Source organism: Alicyclobacillus fodiniaquatilis, assembly GCF_042678105.1.
Classification (GTDB): domain Bacteria; phylum Bacillota; class Bacilli; order Alicyclobacillales; family Alicyclobacillaceae; genus Alicyclobacillus; species Alicyclobacillus fodiniaquatilis.
Map to the genome: position 1 here is coordinate 1 of NZ_JBHUCX010000079.1, position 20,423 is coordinate 20,423.

General features: G+C 43.5%; 15 protein-coding genes. All 15 read left to right on the forward strand.

The window, feature by feature from the left end:
• The first annotated feature begins 655 nt into the window (after positions 1-655).
• The 15 genes from ACFSB2_RS19350 to ACFSB2_RS19420 all read left to right on the forward strand — a co-directional run bounded on the left by ACFSB2_RS19350 (position 656) and on the right by ACFSB2_RS19420 (position 20,411).
• Entirely contained in the window at positions 656-2,011 is a 1,356-nt protein-coding gene (locus ACFSB2_RS19350) for an extracellular solute-binding protein (protein ID WP_377944741.1), read from the forward strand.
• 128 nt (positions 2,012-2,139) lie between these two features.
• Positions 2,140-3,054 carry a carbohydrate ABC transporter permease gene (locus tag ACFSB2_RS19355; protein ID WP_377944742.1) on the forward strand — a complete coding sequence of 305 codons (915 nt, stop codon included), beginning with the start codon at positions 2,140-2,142 and terminating at the stop codon, positions 3,052-3,054.
• On the forward strand, positions 3,054-3,947 hold the full coding sequence (locus ACFSB2_RS19360; RefSeq protein WP_377944743.1) for a carbohydrate ABC transporter permease: 894 nt from the start codon (positions 3,054-3,056) through the stop codon (positions 3,945-3,947). The genes ACFSB2_RS19355 and ACFSB2_RS19360 overlap by 1 nt, the downstream gene beginning before the upstream one ends.
• Before the next feature lie 538 nt (positions 3,948-4,485).
• Positions 4,486-5,499: a zinc-dependent alcohol dehydrogenase gene (locus ACFSB2_RS19365; protein ID WP_377944744.1), complete on the forward strand. Its 1,014-nt coding sequence runs from the start codon at positions 4,486-4,488 to the stop codon at positions 5,497-5,499.
• 154 nt (positions 5,500-5,653) lie between these two features.
• Positions 5,654-7,114, forward strand: coding sequence for an ABC transporter substrate-binding protein (locus tag ACFSB2_RS19370; protein WP_377944745.1), 1,461 nt, complete (start codon positions 5,654-5,656; stop codon positions 7,112-7,114).
• A 39-nt stretch (positions 7,115-7,153) separates the two neighbouring features.
• Positions 7,154-8,107 carry a carbohydrate ABC transporter permease gene (locus ACFSB2_RS19375; protein ID WP_377944746.1) on the forward strand — a complete coding sequence of 318 codons (954 nt, stop codon included), beginning with the start codon at positions 7,154-7,156 and terminating at the stop codon, positions 8,105-8,107.
• A gap of 60 nt (positions 8,108-8,167) precedes the next feature.
• Positions 8,168-8,986 (forward strand): carbohydrate ABC transporter permease, encoded by an 819-nt coding sequence (locus ACFSB2_RS19380; RefSeq protein WP_377944747.1) that lies wholly within the window; start codon positions 8,168-8,170, stop codon positions 8,984-8,986.
• 39 nt (positions 8,987-9,025) lie between these two features.
• Complete coding sequence (locus tag ACFSB2_RS19385; protein ID WP_377944748.1) at positions 9,026-10,162, forward strand: enolase C-terminal domain-like protein; 1,137 nt, start codon at positions 9,026-9,028, stop codon at positions 10,160-10,162.
• 12 nt (positions 10,163-10,174) lie between these two features.
• Positions 10,175-10,945: an SDR family NAD(P)-dependent oxidoreductase gene (locus tag ACFSB2_RS19390; RefSeq protein ID WP_377944749.1), complete on the forward strand. Its 771-nt coding sequence runs from the start codon at positions 10,175-10,177 to the stop codon at positions 10,943-10,945.
• Between the two features lie 22 nt (positions 10,946-10,967).
• On the forward strand, positions 10,968-11,717 hold the full coding sequence (locus tag ACFSB2_RS19395) for an MBL fold metallo-hydrolase (RefSeq protein ID WP_377944750.1): 750 nt from the start codon (positions 10,968-10,970) through the stop codon (positions 11,715-11,717).
• A gap of 1,479 nt (positions 11,718-13,196) precedes the next feature.
• Positions 13,197-14,144, forward strand: coding sequence for a carbohydrate ABC transporter permease (locus ACFSB2_RS19400; protein ID WP_377944751.1), 948 nt, complete (start codon positions 13,197-13,199; stop codon positions 14,142-14,144).
• Positions 14,144-14,974, forward strand: a complete 831-nt coding sequence (locus ACFSB2_RS19405; protein WP_377944752.1) for a carbohydrate ABC transporter permease — start codon at positions 14,144-14,146, stop codon at positions 14,972-14,974. The genes ACFSB2_RS19400 and ACFSB2_RS19405 overlap by 1 nt, the downstream gene beginning before the upstream one ends.
• Positions 14,975-15,113: 139 nt before the next feature.
• Entirely contained in the window at positions 15,114-16,667 is a 1,554-nt protein-coding gene (locus ACFSB2_RS19410) for an ABC transporter substrate-binding protein (RefSeq protein ID WP_377944753.1), read from the forward strand.
• A gap of 152 nt (positions 16,668-16,819) precedes the next feature.
• A complete protein-coding gene (locus ACFSB2_RS19415) occupies positions 16,820-18,370 on the forward strand; it encodes an ABC transporter substrate-binding protein (protein WP_377944754.1) in 1,551 nt (516 codons plus the stop codon).
• Positions 18,371-18,911: 541 nt separating this feature from the next.
• Complete coding sequence (locus tag ACFSB2_RS19420; RefSeq protein ID WP_377944755.1) at positions 18,912-20,411, forward strand: rhamnulokinase; 1,500 nt, start codon at positions 18,912-18,914, stop codon at positions 20,409-20,411.
• Positions 20,412-20,423: the final 12 nt, after the last annotated feature.

Genomic DNA, 20,423 nt, shown 5'->3' on the forward strand with positions numbered 1-20,423 from the left:
CAAGCGACGTACGAGCGGACACACAAACCTGCAGCCTAAGCAAACGAAATGGGATTTTCATACATTCTCGGTTTGGTGTGTCCACCATATTGACTTAATACCATGCATCTGCATATGGGCCGGGTCACTGGGTAACGGAAGATGAAGCATTCTCGGAAGACTATATGTTGATTCCATCTGGTTTGTTGCAACACCCCAAACTGCTTGCGATTGCTCACGTCTAAATATAAATAAGCACTTAGCAATGAGAATTCGAACTAAAAGCCCTTTTCCTAGAGGTAGTGTTTCACTACATTCAAAGCGAAGGGCTTTTTATAGGTCAATATAGAATCCCTAAACAATCTTGTAAACCAAACTATATCAATAATCTGACAATTTATCTGCGAGAATTGAGTTAAAATGCGTATTATTTTATCGATACAAACGCAAATAGATATAATCAATAGAAAAATGTTGCTTAATTTCTGTTATTGTAGTAACGTAATCTGTAGATGATGTTGTTTTTTATTTGTTTTTGTTTTAATCATCTTGTTTATAAGATTGTGCCTCTACCACTGATTGTTTATCGACAGAAAAAGAGTTGATCTTGTCTTTGCGTAATTAGTTTTGTATTGACTAGACTGCAATCCTAGCGAAATACGGAGGGGATCAAAAAATGCGAAGCACTAAATTGAAAAAAAGCTTAATGAGGCGTGCTGGTGTTGGCGTCATGGCTGTGGCTTCTCTGTCCATTGTAGCAGGCTGTGGGAATAGTGGTGGAAGTACTTCAGAAAGTTCGGGTTCATTGAAAACGCTGACAAAGAACAACATTACATTGTCAATGTGGGTGTTTGACTCACCTGCAGAGGTGAAATCAGCAACAGCTGTAGCGAACGCATTTCATAAACTTCATCCTAATATCACAATTAAAGTTCAGGGATCAGCTAAATCACAGGATACATCAGCGGTGACGACGGCGGCAGCCGGTGGTCAATTACCAGATATTTTGATGACAACGGATACAATGGTACGAACGGAGGCATCAAACAATGTTCTGGTGAATTTATCGCCCTATATGAAAGCGTATGGCTACAAGGAATCTGATTTTAATAAACTGATGCAGGTTGGTCAATACAACAATGACCAATATATGATACCTCGTGAAGCTGACCAAATTATGGTGGCCTATAACCCAGATCTTTTCAAAAAATTTGGAGTTCCAATACCTAAGGAAGGATGGACGTATACGCAGTACCTTGCAGACTCCAAAAAGTTGCAACAAAAAGTTGGAAATACTCAATACTATGCAACGGGTAACGGATATGGATTGACAGCTTATCCACTTTATGAAGCTTATGTGGCATCGTTTGGTGGGAAGTTCTCCAATGCGGCTGGCACTAAAGCATATTTTGATTCTCCTGGAACAATTAAAGGATTTACAGAACTGTACGATTACGACAAAGAATATTCTTCGATTTTTGATAATTTGCCATCTGATCCATTTGTAAATGGTCATGCAGCAATGGAAGTCATTACACGCCCAACGGAATTGAGTTGGACGAATTCAGCTCAGAATGCTTGGTCTGCAATAAAATTCAAAGTGAACTTTGTCAATTTTCCACTTATTGGATCGAACCCTAAAATTGGCGGTGGTTCAGCAGGTTATGCTGTTACAGCAGATTCTAAGTATCCTAAAGAAGCTGCAGCATTTATGATGTACTTTTTGAGCAAGTCTGGTGAACAAACTTATTCAAAAATTGCAGGTGCAATACCCATGCGCAATGATTTAAAGAATGATGCTTCATGGCGGGATATCCCGAATGTAGGCTATAAATTGAATAACGACGCCTTTGTAGACTATGGTCAGGATGTTGTCACCCCACCGCCAATTCCGATTGCTGCAGCGGGTCCAATTTCAACGGATGTCACGAATGCATTACAAGCAATTCAACTTGGCAAGGAAACCCCAAAGAAAGCATTGACTGACTTAAATGCCCAAGTAAATAAAGTCTTGGCATCGGGACAGGAATAATCTTTCACTGGATTTTTCCATAAACGCTGAAGAGTAAAGATGGGATAGAGTAAACCTCTTTCCCTCTTTCAGTTTCTGCATAATAACTAAGAACGATAGATAGTTTGTAAGCTTGGAGGGTGATGGACTTGCCTCGAATTGCACATACTCAAAAATCTAGAGATACGGTTGCTGGTTATTTATTTACCGCTCCCGTTACGCTAGGGGTGCTTATTTGGACTTTTATTCCGATGGTTCTTTCGCTTTTTTATGCTTTCACAAAATACAATGTGCTCACTCCTCCAAAATTCATTGGATTGAGTAACTTTTCTCAATTATTTCATGATCCGACGTTCATGAATTCTCTTGAAGTTACGGTAATCTATACGATTATATCAGTTCCAGTGGGGCTGCTTGTTGGTCTGTTGCTGGCAGTTCTCCTCAATCAAAATGTTCTTGGAATGCGATTGTTTCGCACGATTTTTTATTTACCTGCAGTTGTACCCATCGTCGCAGGAACTCAATTGTGGACCGTTATTTTCTCGCCATCCAAATACGGTATTGTGAACATGTTACTCATGAAGTTACACATTGTTAGCAAACCGTTCCCGTTTTTTACGGAACCACACACTTCTATGTTTTCATTGATTCTTATGGGGTTATGGAGTGCAGGTGGTGGGATGTTAATTTGGTTGGCAGGGTTAAAGAGTGTTCCACCTGAACTGTATGAAGCAGCACATATAGACGGTGCCAATTCTTGGTCCCGGTTTATGAGGGTAACCATTCCTATCTTGACACCCACCATTTTTTACAACCTCATTATGGGGATGATTGGTGCATTACAGGTGTTTGCATCTAGTTTTGTGCTTGGTGGTGTGAATGGAGCGCCGCTAGGTTCGCTTGATTTTGTGAATGTGTTTATTTATAGAAACGCGTTCAATTATTTTAAAATGGGTTATGCGTCAGCCGCCGCTTGGATTTTGTTTATCATTATTCTTTTCCTTACATTAATCGTATTTCGAACGAGCAAAGGATGGGTGCATTATGGAGGGGGGCAAGACTAGTGACGACAAGGCCTATGATCCTGCATGAATTACAGCGAGGCAAAAAACGCACAATGAGGAACGGGAAAACAATGCAAAAGACCATTGTTTATGTACTTCTGATTTTACTTGCATTAGTTTTCTTATTCCCTTTCTTTTGGATTATATCTACTTCGCTGATGACAACAGCAGAACAAGAGTCTCTTCCTCTCACTTGGTGGCCGAAACATTTGCAATGGCACAACTATGTTGTCGCTTGGACGACACTTCCTTTTGGACAATATCTTTGGCATACAGTGATTATTGTTGTTTTCTCCACATTGGGCACAATGCTTTCTTCGGTGTTTTGTGCGTATGGATTTGCTCGAATTCGATTTCCTGGTCGAAATATACTGTTTATGTTCGTTCTTTCAACAATGATGTTACCCGGCGTTGTAACTATGATTCCCATTTATTTAATTATGAAGGATTTGGGTTGGTTGAATACTTACTATCCCATGATTGTGCCTGCATTTTTTGGTGGAGGAGCAGCTAATATTTTCTTGTTGAGGCAGTTTATGATGGGGCTTCCTGTTGAACTGGAAGAAGCTGCGCGCATTGATGGTGCTTCTCGTTTTACGACCTTTACGCGTATTTTTCTACCGTTGATGAAACCTGCATTGGCCGTAGTGGGATGGGGAGCCGCACTAGCAGCTTGGGGAGATATTATGGGGCCGTTGATTTACTTGACTGATCAAAGTAAATCGACATTTGCGCTTGGTATGGATATTTTTTCAACTGCCATGCCCACTGGATGGGGAAGCCAGTTGGAAATGGCAATCGCTGCAGTGGCGATTCTCCCAGTTCTAGTCGGCTTCTTCTTTATTCAGCGTTGGCTGATTGAAGGCATTAATTTAACGGGTGTAGCTCGTTAAGCAAAGTGAATGGGTAAGGCGGTTATCGTTGTAGTATCTGAATTCTGAAATGTTGATCAAATAGTAAGAGATACACCTCTTTAGCTGCGAAATGATTTGTAGACGTATGTCGTAGCTAAAGGGGTGTTTTAGTTTCAGCACCTCATACAAAACAACATATTCAGAATATATGTAATTGATTTAATTCTGTGTATATGGTAATTTTGTTTGTGTGTGTTGTTTAATTTTGTTTTTCGAGTTTGATGCTTTGTGTTTGCATGGAGGGGGGCATTAATTGAAAAGAAGGAAGGTTAGATTGTCGATATGATATTTGAATCACAGTTCAAGTCACTCTGACTATCGGTGCATGGGGGAATTGGATGATTTATGACGACATTTATGAAAACGCAAACATAGGAACTGGAGATATGGCGTGATGAAGAAAGTGAGAGGTAAGTGAGAGGTAAGTGAGAGGTAAGTGAGAGGTAAGTGAGAGGTAAGTACATGGTAATGTGCCTGCCTGATATGCTGAATTTTTGCTTTAACGAGGAGGGAGAAGATGAAATGTTTAGTCTGGCAAGGTCCAAGACGTATCGCAGTTGAGGAATATCCGAAACCTGTTCTGAAGAGCGGGGAGGTTCTCATCAAGGTCTCTCTGGTGGGGATTTGTGGATCTGAACTTTCTGGTTATTTGGGTGAGAATAGCCTTCGTAAACCACCACTGGTGATGGGGCATGAATTTAGTGGGACCATTGAGGAAATTGCTGATAATGTGACAGGACTAGAAAATGGAATGCTCGTCACTGTCAATCCGTTGTTCTCTTGTAATTACTGCAGCTACTGTCGTAGTGGTTTTCAAAATTTATGTCCTAAACGTTCGATCCTAGGCATTCATCGACCTGGCGCTTTTGCGGAATATGTTGCAGTCCCAGCGACAGCTTGTTATAGAGTCAAAGGCGAGATCGAAGGAGCATTGACTGAGCCTTTGGCTTGCTCGGTTCGTGCAGCGACGCAGGCCCGTATTGAGCTTGGTGAAACGGTTGTCGTATTTGGCGCAGGCATTATTGGACTCATGTCAGTGCTTTCTGCTAAGGAAAAAGGGGCTTTTCAGATCGTTGTGGTAGACACGAACGACACTCGTTTAAAAAAGGCTTTGGAGTGGGGGGCCACAAATGTATTTAATCCATCTCATGGAAGAATTCTTGATGAAATTCGTCAGTTAGCCCCCTTGGGGGTTGACAAGGTGATTGACGCTGTTGGATTGCCTATTACTCGCCAGAATGGCTTGGAAGTCGTAAGAAGTGGAGGACGTGTGGTTTGGATTGGTTTACACGAAGATGAAATATTCATGCAAGGAAACCATTTGGTCAGGCAGGAGATAGAAGTTGTTGGCTCATTCTGTTATACGGATAGAGATTTTCAAGTAGCGCTCGCAATGTTGGATAAGAATCTGCATGTTTCTACTGATACTTGGTTGGATGTTCGTCCTTTGGAATTGGGGCAGAATTCATTTGAAGAGCAGATTGATGGGCCGGCTAAATTTCCTAAAATTATGCTTCGCGTCAATGGTTGATTATGAAGTATCAAGCGGTTATGTATCTCAATCCATCTTAAATAATGGTTTCTGGAACAATTTTGGTAGGAGGTGCTGGATGATTTGTTTAAAACCAAAGAAAACGCTCATTTCTGAATCGAGCACTTCTGAATTGATAAAGGGGATGATTTAGATGAGAAAGCCACAAATCATTAGTGGCATTTGTGCGTTGGTGACCACCGGTTTAGTTGTTGGATGTGGTAGCAGTCAAACCAATTCAAATGACAAAAGTAATGGAGGGCAAGTGTCAATTACATTGGAAGGGCCCAATCAATGGACAGATAGCGGAACAAGTTTTGGCCCAGCATGGAACACTTTGGTCAGCGATTTCGAGAAGAAAAACCCGAATATTAAAGTAAATCTTCGCGTGATGCCTTTAGCGAGTTTTAGCACAACGGAGGCCTCACAAATCGCCGCAGGCACAGCACCGGAAATTATGTTTAATCAATTTACCAGTCAGTCCTACCAGTTAACGCCTTTGACAAAATACTTAAAACAACCAAACCCTTATGTGCCAGGAAATAAACATTGGCTCGATTTATTTAACAGTCAGTATTACAACTTGAACAATGCTACGGTTACTGGTGACACAGGGAACTATTACACCTTACCATTGAATGTCGTGTCCATCGGACTCTATTACAATCAGACTGTTTTTAAAAAGTCTGGTATCCAATCGCCACCGAAAACATTCCAAGAGTTGCTTGCAGATTGTGCCAAGTTAAAGGCCCATGGTTATATTCCGTTTGGAATGACAAATTCGCAGTTGGGGTTAGGGTGGACTTATACAACGCTCTCGTCGATGATGCTTGATAAGTATTTTGATAAATGGAATTGGTATCTACCGAACGGCAAACCAGGAAAGTATACCAGTCTAACCATAGAAGACGACAGTCGTGCAATATTGACCAAGCAATTAACTGCACAAACACCAGAAGTTGCGGAGACGTTGCAACTGCTTAAACAATTATCACAATATTTCTCTCCCGGATGGAGTGGGATCGCAGACAATTCTGGAGCTGGTGTCGATGTGCGGCAGTTTGTACAAGGGAAAGCAGCGATGATCTGGGGGACCAATTTTGGTTATCAGACGATTAAAGAGGGGAACCCAAATCTTAAATTTGCTTCAATTCCTTTTCCAACTGTCACGACTGCGACAACTCAATTGTCCACGAATGCACCAGCACGTTACGGAGCAAGTATTGGTGGTACGACATATGTTATTCCGTCAACAGCCAAGGGAGAAAATTTGGCTGCAGCAATTAAATTTTTGCAGTTCGCTACATCTCCAAAAGAAAATCAGAAGTGGTTACAAGGCTCGTCGGGCAATTCGGTCATCAAGGGGGCGTCAAGTAATCCAGCACTTCAAGGTTTTGTTCAAGGCTCATGGGCAGAACAACCTCGTGTACCGGGGGTAGGAGGTCTTTCACCGCAAATGAATACAACATTCCCCCAGCTTTTGCAAGGATATTTGCTGGGGTCTGCTTCATTAGCACAAACAGAGCAAAAACTGGAATCAGAGTGGATGCAGGCAGCGGAATACAATGTTCAGCAAAATAAAAATTGGACAGGTAATTGGACAAAACTTGGCTGATGCATACTTGTGAATTGACGAAAGGAGGGCCAACTGCTGATGAAGGATTCTGCTGAAATGTCCATAACGGAGGCGAGGATGTCGCAATCATCTTTGCCAAGAGTACGGAATCGGAAGCGGCTACTACTTTTGACACTCTATCTATTATTAGTACCGTCTTTCGGAATGCTTGGTGTTTTTGGCTATTACCCAGCTTTCTCGGCTTTACTTCATGCTTTTTATGATTGGCACCCAGGATTCCGGTCGACATTTGTTGGTCTTGCTAACTTTGAGCAAGCGATTCATGATCCGATATTTATCAGAAGCTTCTGGCATGTCTTCTTAATGGTTCTGGTTGGAATCACAGTTGGACTTGCAGTGCCATTCGTGGTTGCCGAGTTGCTTGTCGCAGTTCGTAATCCGCGGGTGCAGAGTGTTTTGAAAGTAGCATTAATCGTCCCTATGGCTTTACCTGGAATTGTCACGATTTTGTTGTGGGGGGCCATGCTGGAACCGACACAAGGAGTTGTTGATCAATTTTTGAAAACGCTAGGGCTTCCCCATTCTTTTAATTGGTTTGGGTCACCACACTTGGCGTTAATATCCATCATGCTCATTGGATTTCCTTGGGTAGCGGGGTTGCCTTTCTTGCTCTATTTAGCAGCGTTACAGGCGATTCCGTCGGAAATACGTGAAGCAGCGATTATTGATGGTGCAAGCGTGGTGCATCGTTTGACGCGTATTGATATTCCACTTGTCATGCCGCAAACTAGGCTGCTGGTTGTGTTATCAATCATAGGGCAAATGCAGAATCTGATTCCAATGTTGCTGTTGACACAAGGTGGCCCAGATTTTGCCACAATGGTGCCTGCGGGTTGGGCTATGGATGAGGCGTTTACAGATGGTAATTGGGGATATGCGTCTGCACTCTCGGTCATTTTGTTCATTGTCATGCTTGTAGTCAGCGTAATTTCCTGGATATTGACTAGTAATCGAGCAAAGGCATATATGTAAATCGAGGGTTTTCAATAGACTGTATATTCTGGTGTAAGAATTCGAAAGGGGGGGATTTTTGTGCGTCCCAGACGTATTCGACAATCCATTCTGATCACAGTATTATCATTGATTGCGCTTGTCGGTATTGCACCGTATCTCTTCATGTTGCTCACTTCGTTTAAAAATAATGCAGAATATTATAAGAGTTACTTTGCTATACCCAAGCCGTTTCATTGGGAGAACTATCTGCTTGCTTGGAGACAAATATCAGACTATTTTTTGAATTCTTTAATTGTGGCTGTAGCATCGATAATCGGTGTCCTAGTGTTAGGAGCCATCTCGTCTTTCGTAATGGCAAGATATGAGTTTCCGGCTAAACGGTTTCTTTACTGGATGATTATTGCGTTGATGTCGGTGCCAGGGATTACGACGCTCATCCCGCTGTTTATTCTCATCAAGAACATGGGGCTCATTGATCATCGGTTGAGTCTAATTCTTCCCTACATTGCGACAGGGCAGATTATGTCAATCTTCTTGATGCGTACATTTTTCGAAAATTTACCTGAAGAAGTATTCGAAGCAGCGACCATTGATGGTGCAAATGGATTCCGTCTGTTTTGGAATCTAGCGATTCCTTTGTCCAAACCAATCATCAGCACGATCGCGATGATTTCGTTTCTTGGTGTTTGGAATGACTATGTGTGGCCATCTGTCGTTATTGCTTCCAATCAATTACGGACCATTACTATCGGTTTGGCCTTTTTCCAAGGTGAGTTCTTGACTGAATGGGGACAACTATTTGCCGGATATGTTATTGCGTCAATTCCACTGCTCATTGTTTTTGCGTTTGGTATGCGTTATTTCGTGTCAGGTTTAACCGGTGGCGTCGTGAAGTAACTGGGTGTTAAAACACATAAATATGAGGAGAGATTTAGGATGAAAATAACTAGTATTCAATGTAAACCGTTAACGTTAAAAAAGGCACATCAGTCCAGTCCTTCATGGCTATCAGAAACTGTGATTGCCAATCCAATGTCTATTTATCCTAGATATTATGAACGACGTTCTTCATGGACTGCTCCTTTTCAGAGTATGGCAGTAATTGTAGAAACAGACGAGGGCATCCAAGGATTATCTCATTTTGATGGAGGTGAGCCAGTCCAAAAAATTATCGAATTACATTTTGCTCGCCTTCTTATAGGAGAAGATCCTTTTGATATTGAGCGATTGTGGGATCAAATGTTCCGCGCTTCGCTACCCTATGGTCGCAAAGGACTGTCTATGTTTGCTATTAGTGCTGTGGACTGCGCATTGTGGGATATCGTTGGAAAGGCATTACAACAACCAGTCTACCGCTTGCTTGGTGGGGCAACCAAGGTGGACATGCCAGTCTATGAAACCACCAACGATCGTAGAGATTGGGATAATCATGAATTTTTCGGTGTGAAGTTGGCCATGCCTTATGGGCCAATTGATGGCCGAGAAGGTGTACAGAAAAATCGAGATTTGGTGAAGGAATGTCGAGAGCGAATTGGAGAAAAGCGTGATATCATGCTTGATTGTTATATGGCTTGGGATGTGGAGTTCACTATTCGAATGATAGACGCAGTTGAGCCCTATGGCGTGCGATGGATTGAAGAGGCTCTACCACCCGATGATATTCGTGGGTATGACAAACTTGCGAATTATACTGGGGCGATTGCATTAGCGACTGGAGAACATGAATACACACGATATGGCCACAGGGAATTGATTGAGACAGGAGCAATTTCCGTCTTGCAACCCGATGTTGCATGGGCTGGTGGTCTGACCGAGACACGGCGCATCTGCGCATTAGCTTCTGCACACAGTTTAAAAGTTGTTCCACATGCTGGAGGCCTGCAGGCTGCTGCATTGCACCTCATTAAAAGTCAGGTGAATTGTCCGTTTGTCGAGTGGGTTCGTACGTGGGACATTCAAAATGGACGTCCACCACAGCGGATTTTGGGTATTCCGGATCCAGAGTATGGACGAATTGCTCCAAGTGATGAACCAGGGCTTGGCATCCAGTTAAACCATGAAGTGTTGGAGTAGAGGGTGTATGTGATGCTTAGATTAGCTGGACGTGTAGCAATTGTAACCGGAGGGGCACATGGAATAGGGGCAAGTATTGTAGAAGTGCTCGCCGAAAATGGCGCAGATGTTGCGATTTTCGATTGGCAATTAGATGAAAAAGCGGATGCGGTGATTGCATCCGCTTGTGAGAATCAGGTCTGGGCAAAAGCATTTCAAGTGGACGTATCTTCGTCAGAACAGGTCAATCAAGCCATTCAGGAAGTGTTTGATGAGCGACAGCGAATTGACATCTTGGTAAACAATGCAGGGATTTGCCCGTTTTGCGACTTACTCTCCATGACTGACGAGATTTGGGAGCGCACCATAAATGTCAACTTGACAGGGATGTTCTATACAGCGCGTGCAGTTGCGCCAATCATGATACGGCAACAACGTGGTGCCATCATCAATATATCTACGGTGTCAACACAAATTTGTAGCCCGCATCAGGTACACTATATCGCTTCGAAGGGTGGTGTTGATGCGTTTACTCGAGCTTTGTCGTTAGCGATGTCTCCATATCATGTACGTGTAAATGCAGTTGCACCATTGGGTGTGTCGACGGCAATCAATGCAAATGTAAGTGCACAAAAGCAGGCCTGGGAAAAAACTGGGCTGCCCCAGATTCCAAGATATTTTCCGTTGCCACATCGCGCCACATCCAGAGACTATGCAAATGGTGTGTTGTACCTGGCTTCAGATGAGGCTGCATATGTCACTGGTATTGTTTTGCCAATTGACGGTGGCGCGTTGACAGTTTAAAGGTAAAGGAGTGCATTGAGCAATGAAAAGGTATTTGCTAGATTTGCTTTCAGTCGGAAAAATGATTGTGCCTGGTCCAGAGGTTTTTTGGATGAAGCATTTTCAGGAAGATTTCCCTCTGAATTTGTGGGTTGGACTTATTCGTGGTCATGGACGGACAATTTTAGTGAATACAGGATGCAGCTTAGAGTGGGCTAAACAATATGGCATGACTGAGGTAAGAGAAGATGGGATTGTTAAACAATTAGAGAAGTTGGGGGTACTTCCAACTGATGTGACAGACGTTGTGGTAACACCGTTTCAAGCATATGCGATTAGTAATCTAATGGCTTTTGAGCAAGCAACAATTCATCTTTCAAAAAAGGGATGGATTGATTTCCATGCACCACGTTGGCACAAGCATCCGCATGATATTCGGGAGCGCTGTATTCCGCCTGAGGTTTTGACATATCTGGTGGGAACAGCTTGGCACCGGGTTCGGTTATTGGAAGAAGATGATGAGATTTGTGAGGGTGTTCATACATTCTGGACAGGGGCGCATCATCGCAGCTCTGTTGCCGTTAAAATTGAGACAAACAAAGGTACGGCTATCTTAAGTGACGCGATGTTTTATGTGGAAAACGTAACGGAGAGACATCCGCTCGGAATCAATGAAAGTATGGAAGAATGTTTAATTGCGTATGAACGTATCGCACATACGGCAGATATCATTTTGCCACTTTATGATCCGCGTAGCAAATCACTATATGAACAAGCATTGCTTTCCAATTGAAGTAGTTATGGAGAAAGGATAAATAAGGAATCAAAAATACCTGGGTAAGTTCACAGATTATGTATCTGCGAATTTGCCCGGATTTTATTATAGAAATGTTGTTTGTTTAGTGATTGATTCTCCAAATGTAATATATAGTATACGATAAGCGGTGGTGAAAGGAGGATTTTCTAGGACGATATTGGTATATGGTGATTGGTGTTGATTGCAGAATGAGAGTGAAAACGAATCAATTTAAATAAAGTAATCCATATAGAGCATGTCCAAAAAACCCTTAATTTTGAGTAAACAGCAAAACGCACCTAACCGTAGAAATGGTAGAAATGTAGTTGTATGCGGTAAGTAATTTTCCAATTTAGGAGGTGTGTTTTCCTATGGATTTATAGTTGAACCTACTTCCATATGCTTATTATAACACGCTTGGATTTGAGCCTGAACTCATTGATTATATCGATCATGTCGATGACTCATTCCTCACTCACTCGTCGGCCCCCTGTACGACGGGAATAGACACAGACCAACTTCTCCAACCGATGCACCATCTATACTTCACCAAGCATGAAATCATCTTGTTCCGTCAGTTATGTCGTTGCCGACGTGGCCTACATCGATGCGTATGACCAGAAGGAGGCGTTCCACAAACACAGCATGGATGTGGTGAACAGGTATCGCAGCGGGATGGCGATGCCAAAGCGATGTAATGAACATTGACAACATGAGTGCGAATAATGGAAACGGATGCGGTTCGTATGCCCATTTTTGATGGTGAGCGGGCGGCTACCTCCGTGACCAGAGTTCATAGTCAAATTCCCAAGTAAAAAAAACCATATAAGGAATTTGGGGACTTGGCTTCTTGTTGGTTGTTTATTCAAAGCGAATGCTTTTTGGACACGCTCATTAACAAATTGTTTGTTGAAAATCACTTGTTACAAAATTTGTTTTAATCCTTTTTTGTGTGATAAAGAGGGTTTAACTTAAAAGTATTGATGTTTTTTTGTTGATGTAGTATTATTTCTTTGCTAAGTGTTATTTTCGTTTGTTTATGTTGTTGATGTTGTTTTTGTTTGTTGTTTTTTTACGCTATGAAAAAAGGGGTAGGAGGTGAACGTTTTAAATTGGAATGACAAACAAACGATATTTTGTCTGAACATCCTCTACAGATAAGATAATAAAAAATAAATCCTGGTTCATTTTGATATTCATGACATCGCTTACAAAGTAAAAATAACTACGATAACGCATTTTGGATTAATAAAGTAGTTGTCTTAATTTTCAATTCTGACTATCCAAGTAAATTATAGCGGATAAAATGGGTGTCTGTTGGTGGATACACAAAATCAATAGATATCAGTATCTGTTAAAGGAGAAGTGTAACAGAGAAGCGTTTGCATGTTTCTATGATTAGATTTCATTGAAGATTACAAAAAAATAAATTGATGATTATGTTTATTCTACCTAAAGAGAACGGAGGAACAGTCTATGCCGGATGGTTCGGTCAGCATCAGCGCAAATCATGCAAAAACCGCCTTGGCGACTAGGCGCCAGCGCAAATTTAAAAAAGCGATGACAGGATACCTGTTTCTTGTTCCGACGTTTGCTTTTATCGCGAGCTTCAGCTATTATCCAGCAATTCGGGCTTTAGTTGGCGCTTTCACACAGTGGGATGGGTTCAATCCGCCTAAATGGATTGGATTCAGCAATTTTGTTCATCTCTTTCATGACCAAGTCTTCATAGGTTCTCTCTGGCACATACTCGTCTGGTCGCTCATTGGCATCCCTTTGGCGATTATCCCGCCGTTTATTGGCGCCTCGCTGATTTTTCATCTGAAGAGTTTGCGGATGCAGTATCTTTACCGGACGCTCTTTGTCTTGACGATGGTCCTGCCGCCCGTGGTTTCTGTGCTTATCTGGCAATATTTCTATGGCCACGACGGTATCATCAATATCTTGCTGAACGACATCGGGCTAGGGAGACTGCGGCACGATTGGATTGCCAATCCTGATTCAGCTTTGTGGGCAGTGATTTTGCGGGGATTGCCATGGATCAGTCCGTTTAATCTATTGATTTTCTACTCTGGATTGCAGGCCATCTCAAACGAGTTATTTGACGCGGCATCCGTAGATGGCGCAACTTCTTGGAAGCGGGTTCTCAAAATCGAGATCCCCATGGTCATGCCTCAAGTCAAGTTGTTGTTCATTTTGTCCATCGTCGGAGTCAGTCAGGAAATTACGACACCGCTGTTGATGACAGGCGGCGGGCCAGGCACATCCACCACGACGCCTGTGCTCTATATGTATCAGACATCCATCCAATATGATCAGTACGGCTATGGGATGTCCATTGCTTTCATTATCTTTGTTGCCGTAATGATATTGGCGATTGTGAACATGAAATACTTCCAATCTGGTCAAGAGGAGGATGTGTGATGACGGCGAAACGCCCGAGTGTGATGCTCAATACAGTACTTGTGATTCTTGTGATTTTGTCCATTTTTCCGATTTTTTTCATGATAAGCAATGCCTTCAAAGATGGCGTACAAACGGCGGCAAATCCATTTTCCATTCAGTTTGCCAAGCCTTTTGGCTCTAATTTTCTCTTGGCGTGGCAAGTGCTTTCGCCAGCTTTCTTCAGAACGGTTGTGATCGTGCTGATCAGCGTGCTGGGGATTGTCGCCTTGGCGATGCTTAGCGCGTATTCATTTGGTCGATTGGATTTCCCGGGGAAAAAGATGTTGTTCAACATCGTCTTTGGTCTGTTGTTGATACCTGGATTTTTGACGTTGATTCCGTTGTTTCTCGAGATTAAGAATCTGGGCCTTTTGAATTCCAAGTGGGGGTTGATCCTGCCCTACATCGCTGGAAACCAAGCTTTTGCAATATTCGTTTTTCGAACATTCATCCAATCACTTCCGGGTGAATTGTTTGAAGCCGCATACATCGATGGCGCCAGCGACATTCAAATCTTCACGAAAGTGGTCATTCCGTTATCTGTTCCTATCATGGTGACGATAGCGCTGCTCAATATCAATGGGTTGTGGGGGGACTATGTTTTACCCTCTTTGATTTTGGATCCCAATCATTCAACGGTCGCAGTCACCATCGCCAATTTCCAACCACCACAAGATGCGCCGAATATCAATGCAGGAAACATGCAGGATGCAGCGTTCACCGTGTCTTCGATTCCTATCGCGGCTTTGTTCCTCTTTCTGATGCGATACTTCGTGTCCGGCATCACCAACGGGGCAATCAAGATGTGACCGTATTTTCCATAGATTCCGATGTTCCTGAATTGGGACGTCTTTAGCGTGGAAAAGGGGGGATGTCACTTAACGCTGCACGGAATGCAACGATGAAAAATTCTGTTTTCAAAACAGTCTTACAAGGGGGCAATTAGTGGTGAAACAATATTTGTTTAAAATCGGCGCGATCACGGTCGCTGCGGCAAGCATGCTGTCTGTTGTTGGTTGTTCAAGTGGTACAAATGGAAGCAGCGCGAACAATTCGAGTGGTTCGTCGAATTCAAATAGCTCAACCAGTTTAGGACCGGCGGGTTCGACTCCAACCCTCTCTTGGAAAGGGACCATCACGATGTATGCGCAGGCATATACGCCGGATGTGCCAGGCGTATATCTAGCGCCCGGAAGCTCCAAATTGACCGGATTTGAGCAAGCGGCCAAAGCTTTTGAGAAGCTCTATCCTGGCATCAAAATCAAGTTTGTCAATAGTAACACATACGGTTCCAACCAGTGGTATGAGACGGAAGCCGCAGGTGGCAAACTGCCAGATGTAACTTGGGTTCAAAGCGCCATTGTGGGTACCGCGCTGCCAAATGGCATTTTTACGAATCTAACGCCTTATTATGCACAGCCCAATCCCTTCATCTCTGGTAACAAGAAGTGGTCTGACATCATGAATCCTCGCATTTTGGAGATGATTAAAGCGCCAGACGGAAACCAGTATGTCGATGATGGGGACTGGGTCGGAACTGCTTTTTATTACAACAAGGATTTGTTTAAAAAGGCGGGCATTAACAGTGCGCCTACTACATGGGCGCAACTGATTGCCGATTCCAAGCAACTGAAAGCACATGGGATTGACCCGGGCGCCATCAATTCAAATACGATTTACTCTTGGTGGGGGCGCATATTTAACCCGAATGCACTTGGAACGAAGACTTTGAACTCACTGCTGGCAATGGATCATAGTGTTGGTGTCGTGGGTGCGACGGATCAAGTGAAGGGGTTCGAAAATGGGACACTGGATCCATCCAAGAATCCAGCTTTAACGGCTTGGTGGCCATCCGTGAAACAATTGCTCAGTTTGTGGGATCAATCCGTGCTCGAAGTGCCGGTCAACAATACGAACTCAAGTGCGCCATCGTCAGATAGTTACTTTGATGCACAAAAAGTCGCCATCGACTATAGTGGCTCGTGGGTGCCGATGGGTGTGCAGAATCTCGCGAAAAATAAACAGTTCGACGTAGGCGCTTTCAACATCGATGACTTGAAAGGCACCTCTAAATATGCGACGAATCTCGTCACATCACAAGACGTTGGTGGACCGAGCGCTGCGTGGCAGTTTGCAGTCTCCACCCAAAAATCTGACAGCACCATGACGCCGGATAAATTAAAGGCGGTCATGGCCTGGCTCGAATTCTTCTCTACGCCGAAATGGAATCAGACCATCGTCGATGAGTTAGGTGAATTTGTCCCGACATTTAAAGGTGCGAAAGCAACGGCTGCAAATGCAAGCCTAGCAGCGGATCTAAACAAGCCTTTCTACAGTTTGGACTATTTGAGCAATCTGACTGCGCAGGCGCCAACACAAATCAATTCTCTGTTTCAAGAGTATTTGACGGGCCACTTGTCATACAATGCCGCCGTTCAACAGTATGAGCAAATTGCTACACAGGCGGTTCAACAGTACAAAGTAAAAAATAACGTTCAATAAAAATACCTGCGTTAGAGAGAGCCTCTATCTCACTTTACTAGGGGTAGAGGCTCTTTGATTTTGGAGCTTGAGCATTTGTATATGGCTGCTGCTGTCGTCACTTCCAACCATCGGAAGATGGTATACCAGCAGGTCTAAAAGGGGTATCAGTGATGAGACAATACTTGTTCAAAATCGGCGCAATCACTGCTGCTGCAGTGAGCATGTTCTCTGTTGTGGGATGTTCTACTGGTACAAATTCAAGTGGTGCTGACAATTCGACTGAAGGAAATTCATCGAATGTTTCGGAAAAGCTCGGCGCGAATGGCTACCCATCGCTTTCCTGGAAAGGGACCATTACCATGTGGGCGCAAATATACACGCCCGATGTGCCGGGCGCCAATCTGGCCGCAGGAAGCGCAAAATTAAAGGGGTTCGAGCAAGCTGCCAAGGCTTTTGAAAAGATTTACCCTGGTATTCATATTAAATTTGTCAACAGCAACACGTATGGCACCAATCAGTGGTATGAAACGGAAGCTGCGGCGGGCAACATGCCAGATGTGACCGAAGCTGCATTCAATACGGCAAACACAGTGTTACCCAGCGGCATCTTTACGGATCTAGCACCGTATTATGCACAGCCCAATCCCTTTATCTCCGGCAATAAGAAGTGGTCTGACATCATGAATCCTCGCATTTTGCAGATGATCAAAGCGCCGAATGGAGCGCAGTATGTAGATGATGGGGATTGGATTGGCACAGCTTTTTATTACAATAAGGCATTGTTTAAAAAAGCAGGAATCAAACAAGTGCCTACGACATGGGCGCAATTGATTGCCGATTCCAAGAAACTGAAGGCGCATGGCATCGACCCAGGGGCCATTCCATCTAACTATATCTACTCTTGGTGGAATCGTATCTTTAACCCAAATGTGCTTGGAACAAAGACTTTGAATTCGTTACTGGCGACGGATCACAGCGTCGGAACGGTGGATGCGACGGATCAGGTAAAGGGTTATGAAGAGGGGACGTTGGATCCTGCCAAAAATCCGGCGTTGACTGCATGGTGGCCTTCAGTAAAACAACTACTGAGTCTATGGGATCAATCGGTGCTCGAAGTGCCCATTAACAATACAAACACGAATGCGCCTTCAGCAGACAGTTACTTCGAGTCGCAAAAAATCGCCATGGATTACAGCGCTTCATGGATGCCGATGAGTATTCACAATCTCCCGAAAAACAAACAGTTTGCTTACGGGTCTTTCAACATTGATAACTTGAGCGGCACTTCTAAATACACAACGGGCCTCACCACGACACAGGACGTCGGAGGGCCTACTGCTGCATGGCAGTATGCAGTGTCCACCCAGAAATCCGATAAAAGCATGACCCCGGATAAATTAAAAGCGGTCATCGCTTGGGTCCAATTCTTCACTACGCCGAAATGGAACCAGACCATCGTCGATGAGTTGGGCGAATTTCTACCCACGTTTAAAGGCGCGAAACCGACGGCTGGAAACGCAGGCTTGGCAGCAGATTTGAATAAACCATGGTACAACATAGACCTGTTCACCAACTTGACACCTCAGGCTTCGACACAAACCACATCTTTGTTTCAGGAATATGTGACGGGGCATATATCATACCAAGCTGCAGTCCAACAGTATGCGCAAATTGCAGAGCAAGCAGTTCAACAGTATAAAATCAAGAATAATATTCAATAAGAGGTGTTGATTTTAGGGAGATAGATCAAATATAGAATTTACTGATACAGTTCGGTGAAAAACAAGGAGAGCTATGACAACCATGACAACCTCCACATCATTTTTCGCGTTTGTGAAGGCAGATGGGACAGGGACATTTCTTGACCCGTCTGCCTTCGATGATCTCAATATATAAGCGAAACACGTAATCAGCAAATCCAAAATCATCCGTAATGTTATTTGTTTGTTTGTGATTGATTCTTTGAACTGGATGTATATAATATATTATAGATAATATGTGAAACGAAAAGGAGTGATCGATATCAGAAACCAGTACTGATTTAATTTTAAGATTTAAATTGGGCGTGATTTCTTCTAATACTGATAAAACCCAGATTGTAGATGTTGGGATGTCTATTTGGCGCGATATTGCAGTGTTTAGAGGTTGACTTTTCAATTAATATTATGCATAGTTAATGAAGAATAACAATCAAAAACGAAGAAAAAACAAAATTTAATATTAGCTGACACAGCATATAAAAAGATAAGGAGGTGAACCCGGATGATTCGTTCTGCTGCAGTTGATTTGGGGGCTTCAAGTGGGCGTGTGATTGGTGGTTCCTTTGATGGTTCAAAACTTCATATGGAGGAAATCCACCGCTTTAGCAATCAGCCCATCACCGTTTTAGGCAGAATGTATTGGAATGCCTACAGATTGTATGCAGACATGCGCGAAGGCATTATCAAGTCGGCGAAAGCATTAGGGCGTATCGATAGCATTGGCATCGACACTTGGGCAGTGGACTATGGATTGTTAGATGTGTATGGCATGCTGTTGAATCTTCCGCGTCATTATCGCGACATGCGAACAGATGGCATGATGGATAAAGTGACGGAACGAATAGATAGGAAATCGTTGTTTGACAGAACTGGAATTCAATTCATGTCAATTAACACAATATTTCAGCTGGCAGCCGAACTTGAACAAAATCCTGCAGTGCTTGAGCGGGCAGCGCATTTGTTGTTAATGCCAGACTTGCTGAACTATTTCTTGACGGGTCAGATACAAAGTGAATTCACCAACGCAACGACAACTCAATTGCTCAACGCCGTGGATGGTGATTGGGATCAGACGCTGCTGAAACAGTTGGGGATACCATGCCGTCTTTTCACGCGCATCGCCATGCCGGGAACCAAACTTGGCGCCATTGCTGATGCCGAGTTGTTGCAGTATCCGGAACTGCGCTTCACGCATGTCGTCCACGTCGCATCGCACGATACCGCATCAGCGGTCATTGCAGTTCCAGCTAAGGAACAGGTGCACGCTTACATCAGTTCGGGTACGTGGTCGCTGTTTGGCACAACCGTGCCTGAGCCCATTATCAATGAGCAAACCGAAGCGATGAACTTTACCAATGAAGGTGGTTTTAACAACTATCGACTGTTGAAGAACATCATGGGCCTATGGTTGATTCAGCAAACGCAGGATTCATTTGAAGCACAAGGGGCACCAAGCGATATTTTGACCTTGATGCAAATGGCTGAAAAGAGTCCAGCTTTTTCTTTTTATTTTGATACCGAGGATGCGCGACTGTTGCATCCCGGAGATATACCGGCGCGGATTCGCGAAATCTGTGAGGAGACAGGACAGGCGCAACCTGTCAGTCACGGTGCACTGGTTCGTGGCATTTTGGAGAATCTGGCTTTTAAGTATCGTTATACATTGGAACAATTGGAGCGGATTTTAGGGAATCGAGTGGAAACGATTCACATCGTGGGTGGAGGTGCGCAAAACGAACTTCTTTGTCAATTCACCGCCAATGTGACAAACCGTCCTGTGCTTGCTGGTCCGATTGAAGCGAGCGCAATGGGGAACCTGTTGATGCAATTGTGGGCGCTTGGCGAACTGAAGGGTACGGCACAATTGCGTGAACTCGTGCTTCGTTCTTGTGTCACCAAGGCATATGAACCCATTGATGCAGATGTTTGGGAGGATCAATACGGGCAGTATTTGCAAAAAATGGCGACAATACAGCAATCAAACATCATGAACGTGAATTGAAAGGGGTCATTG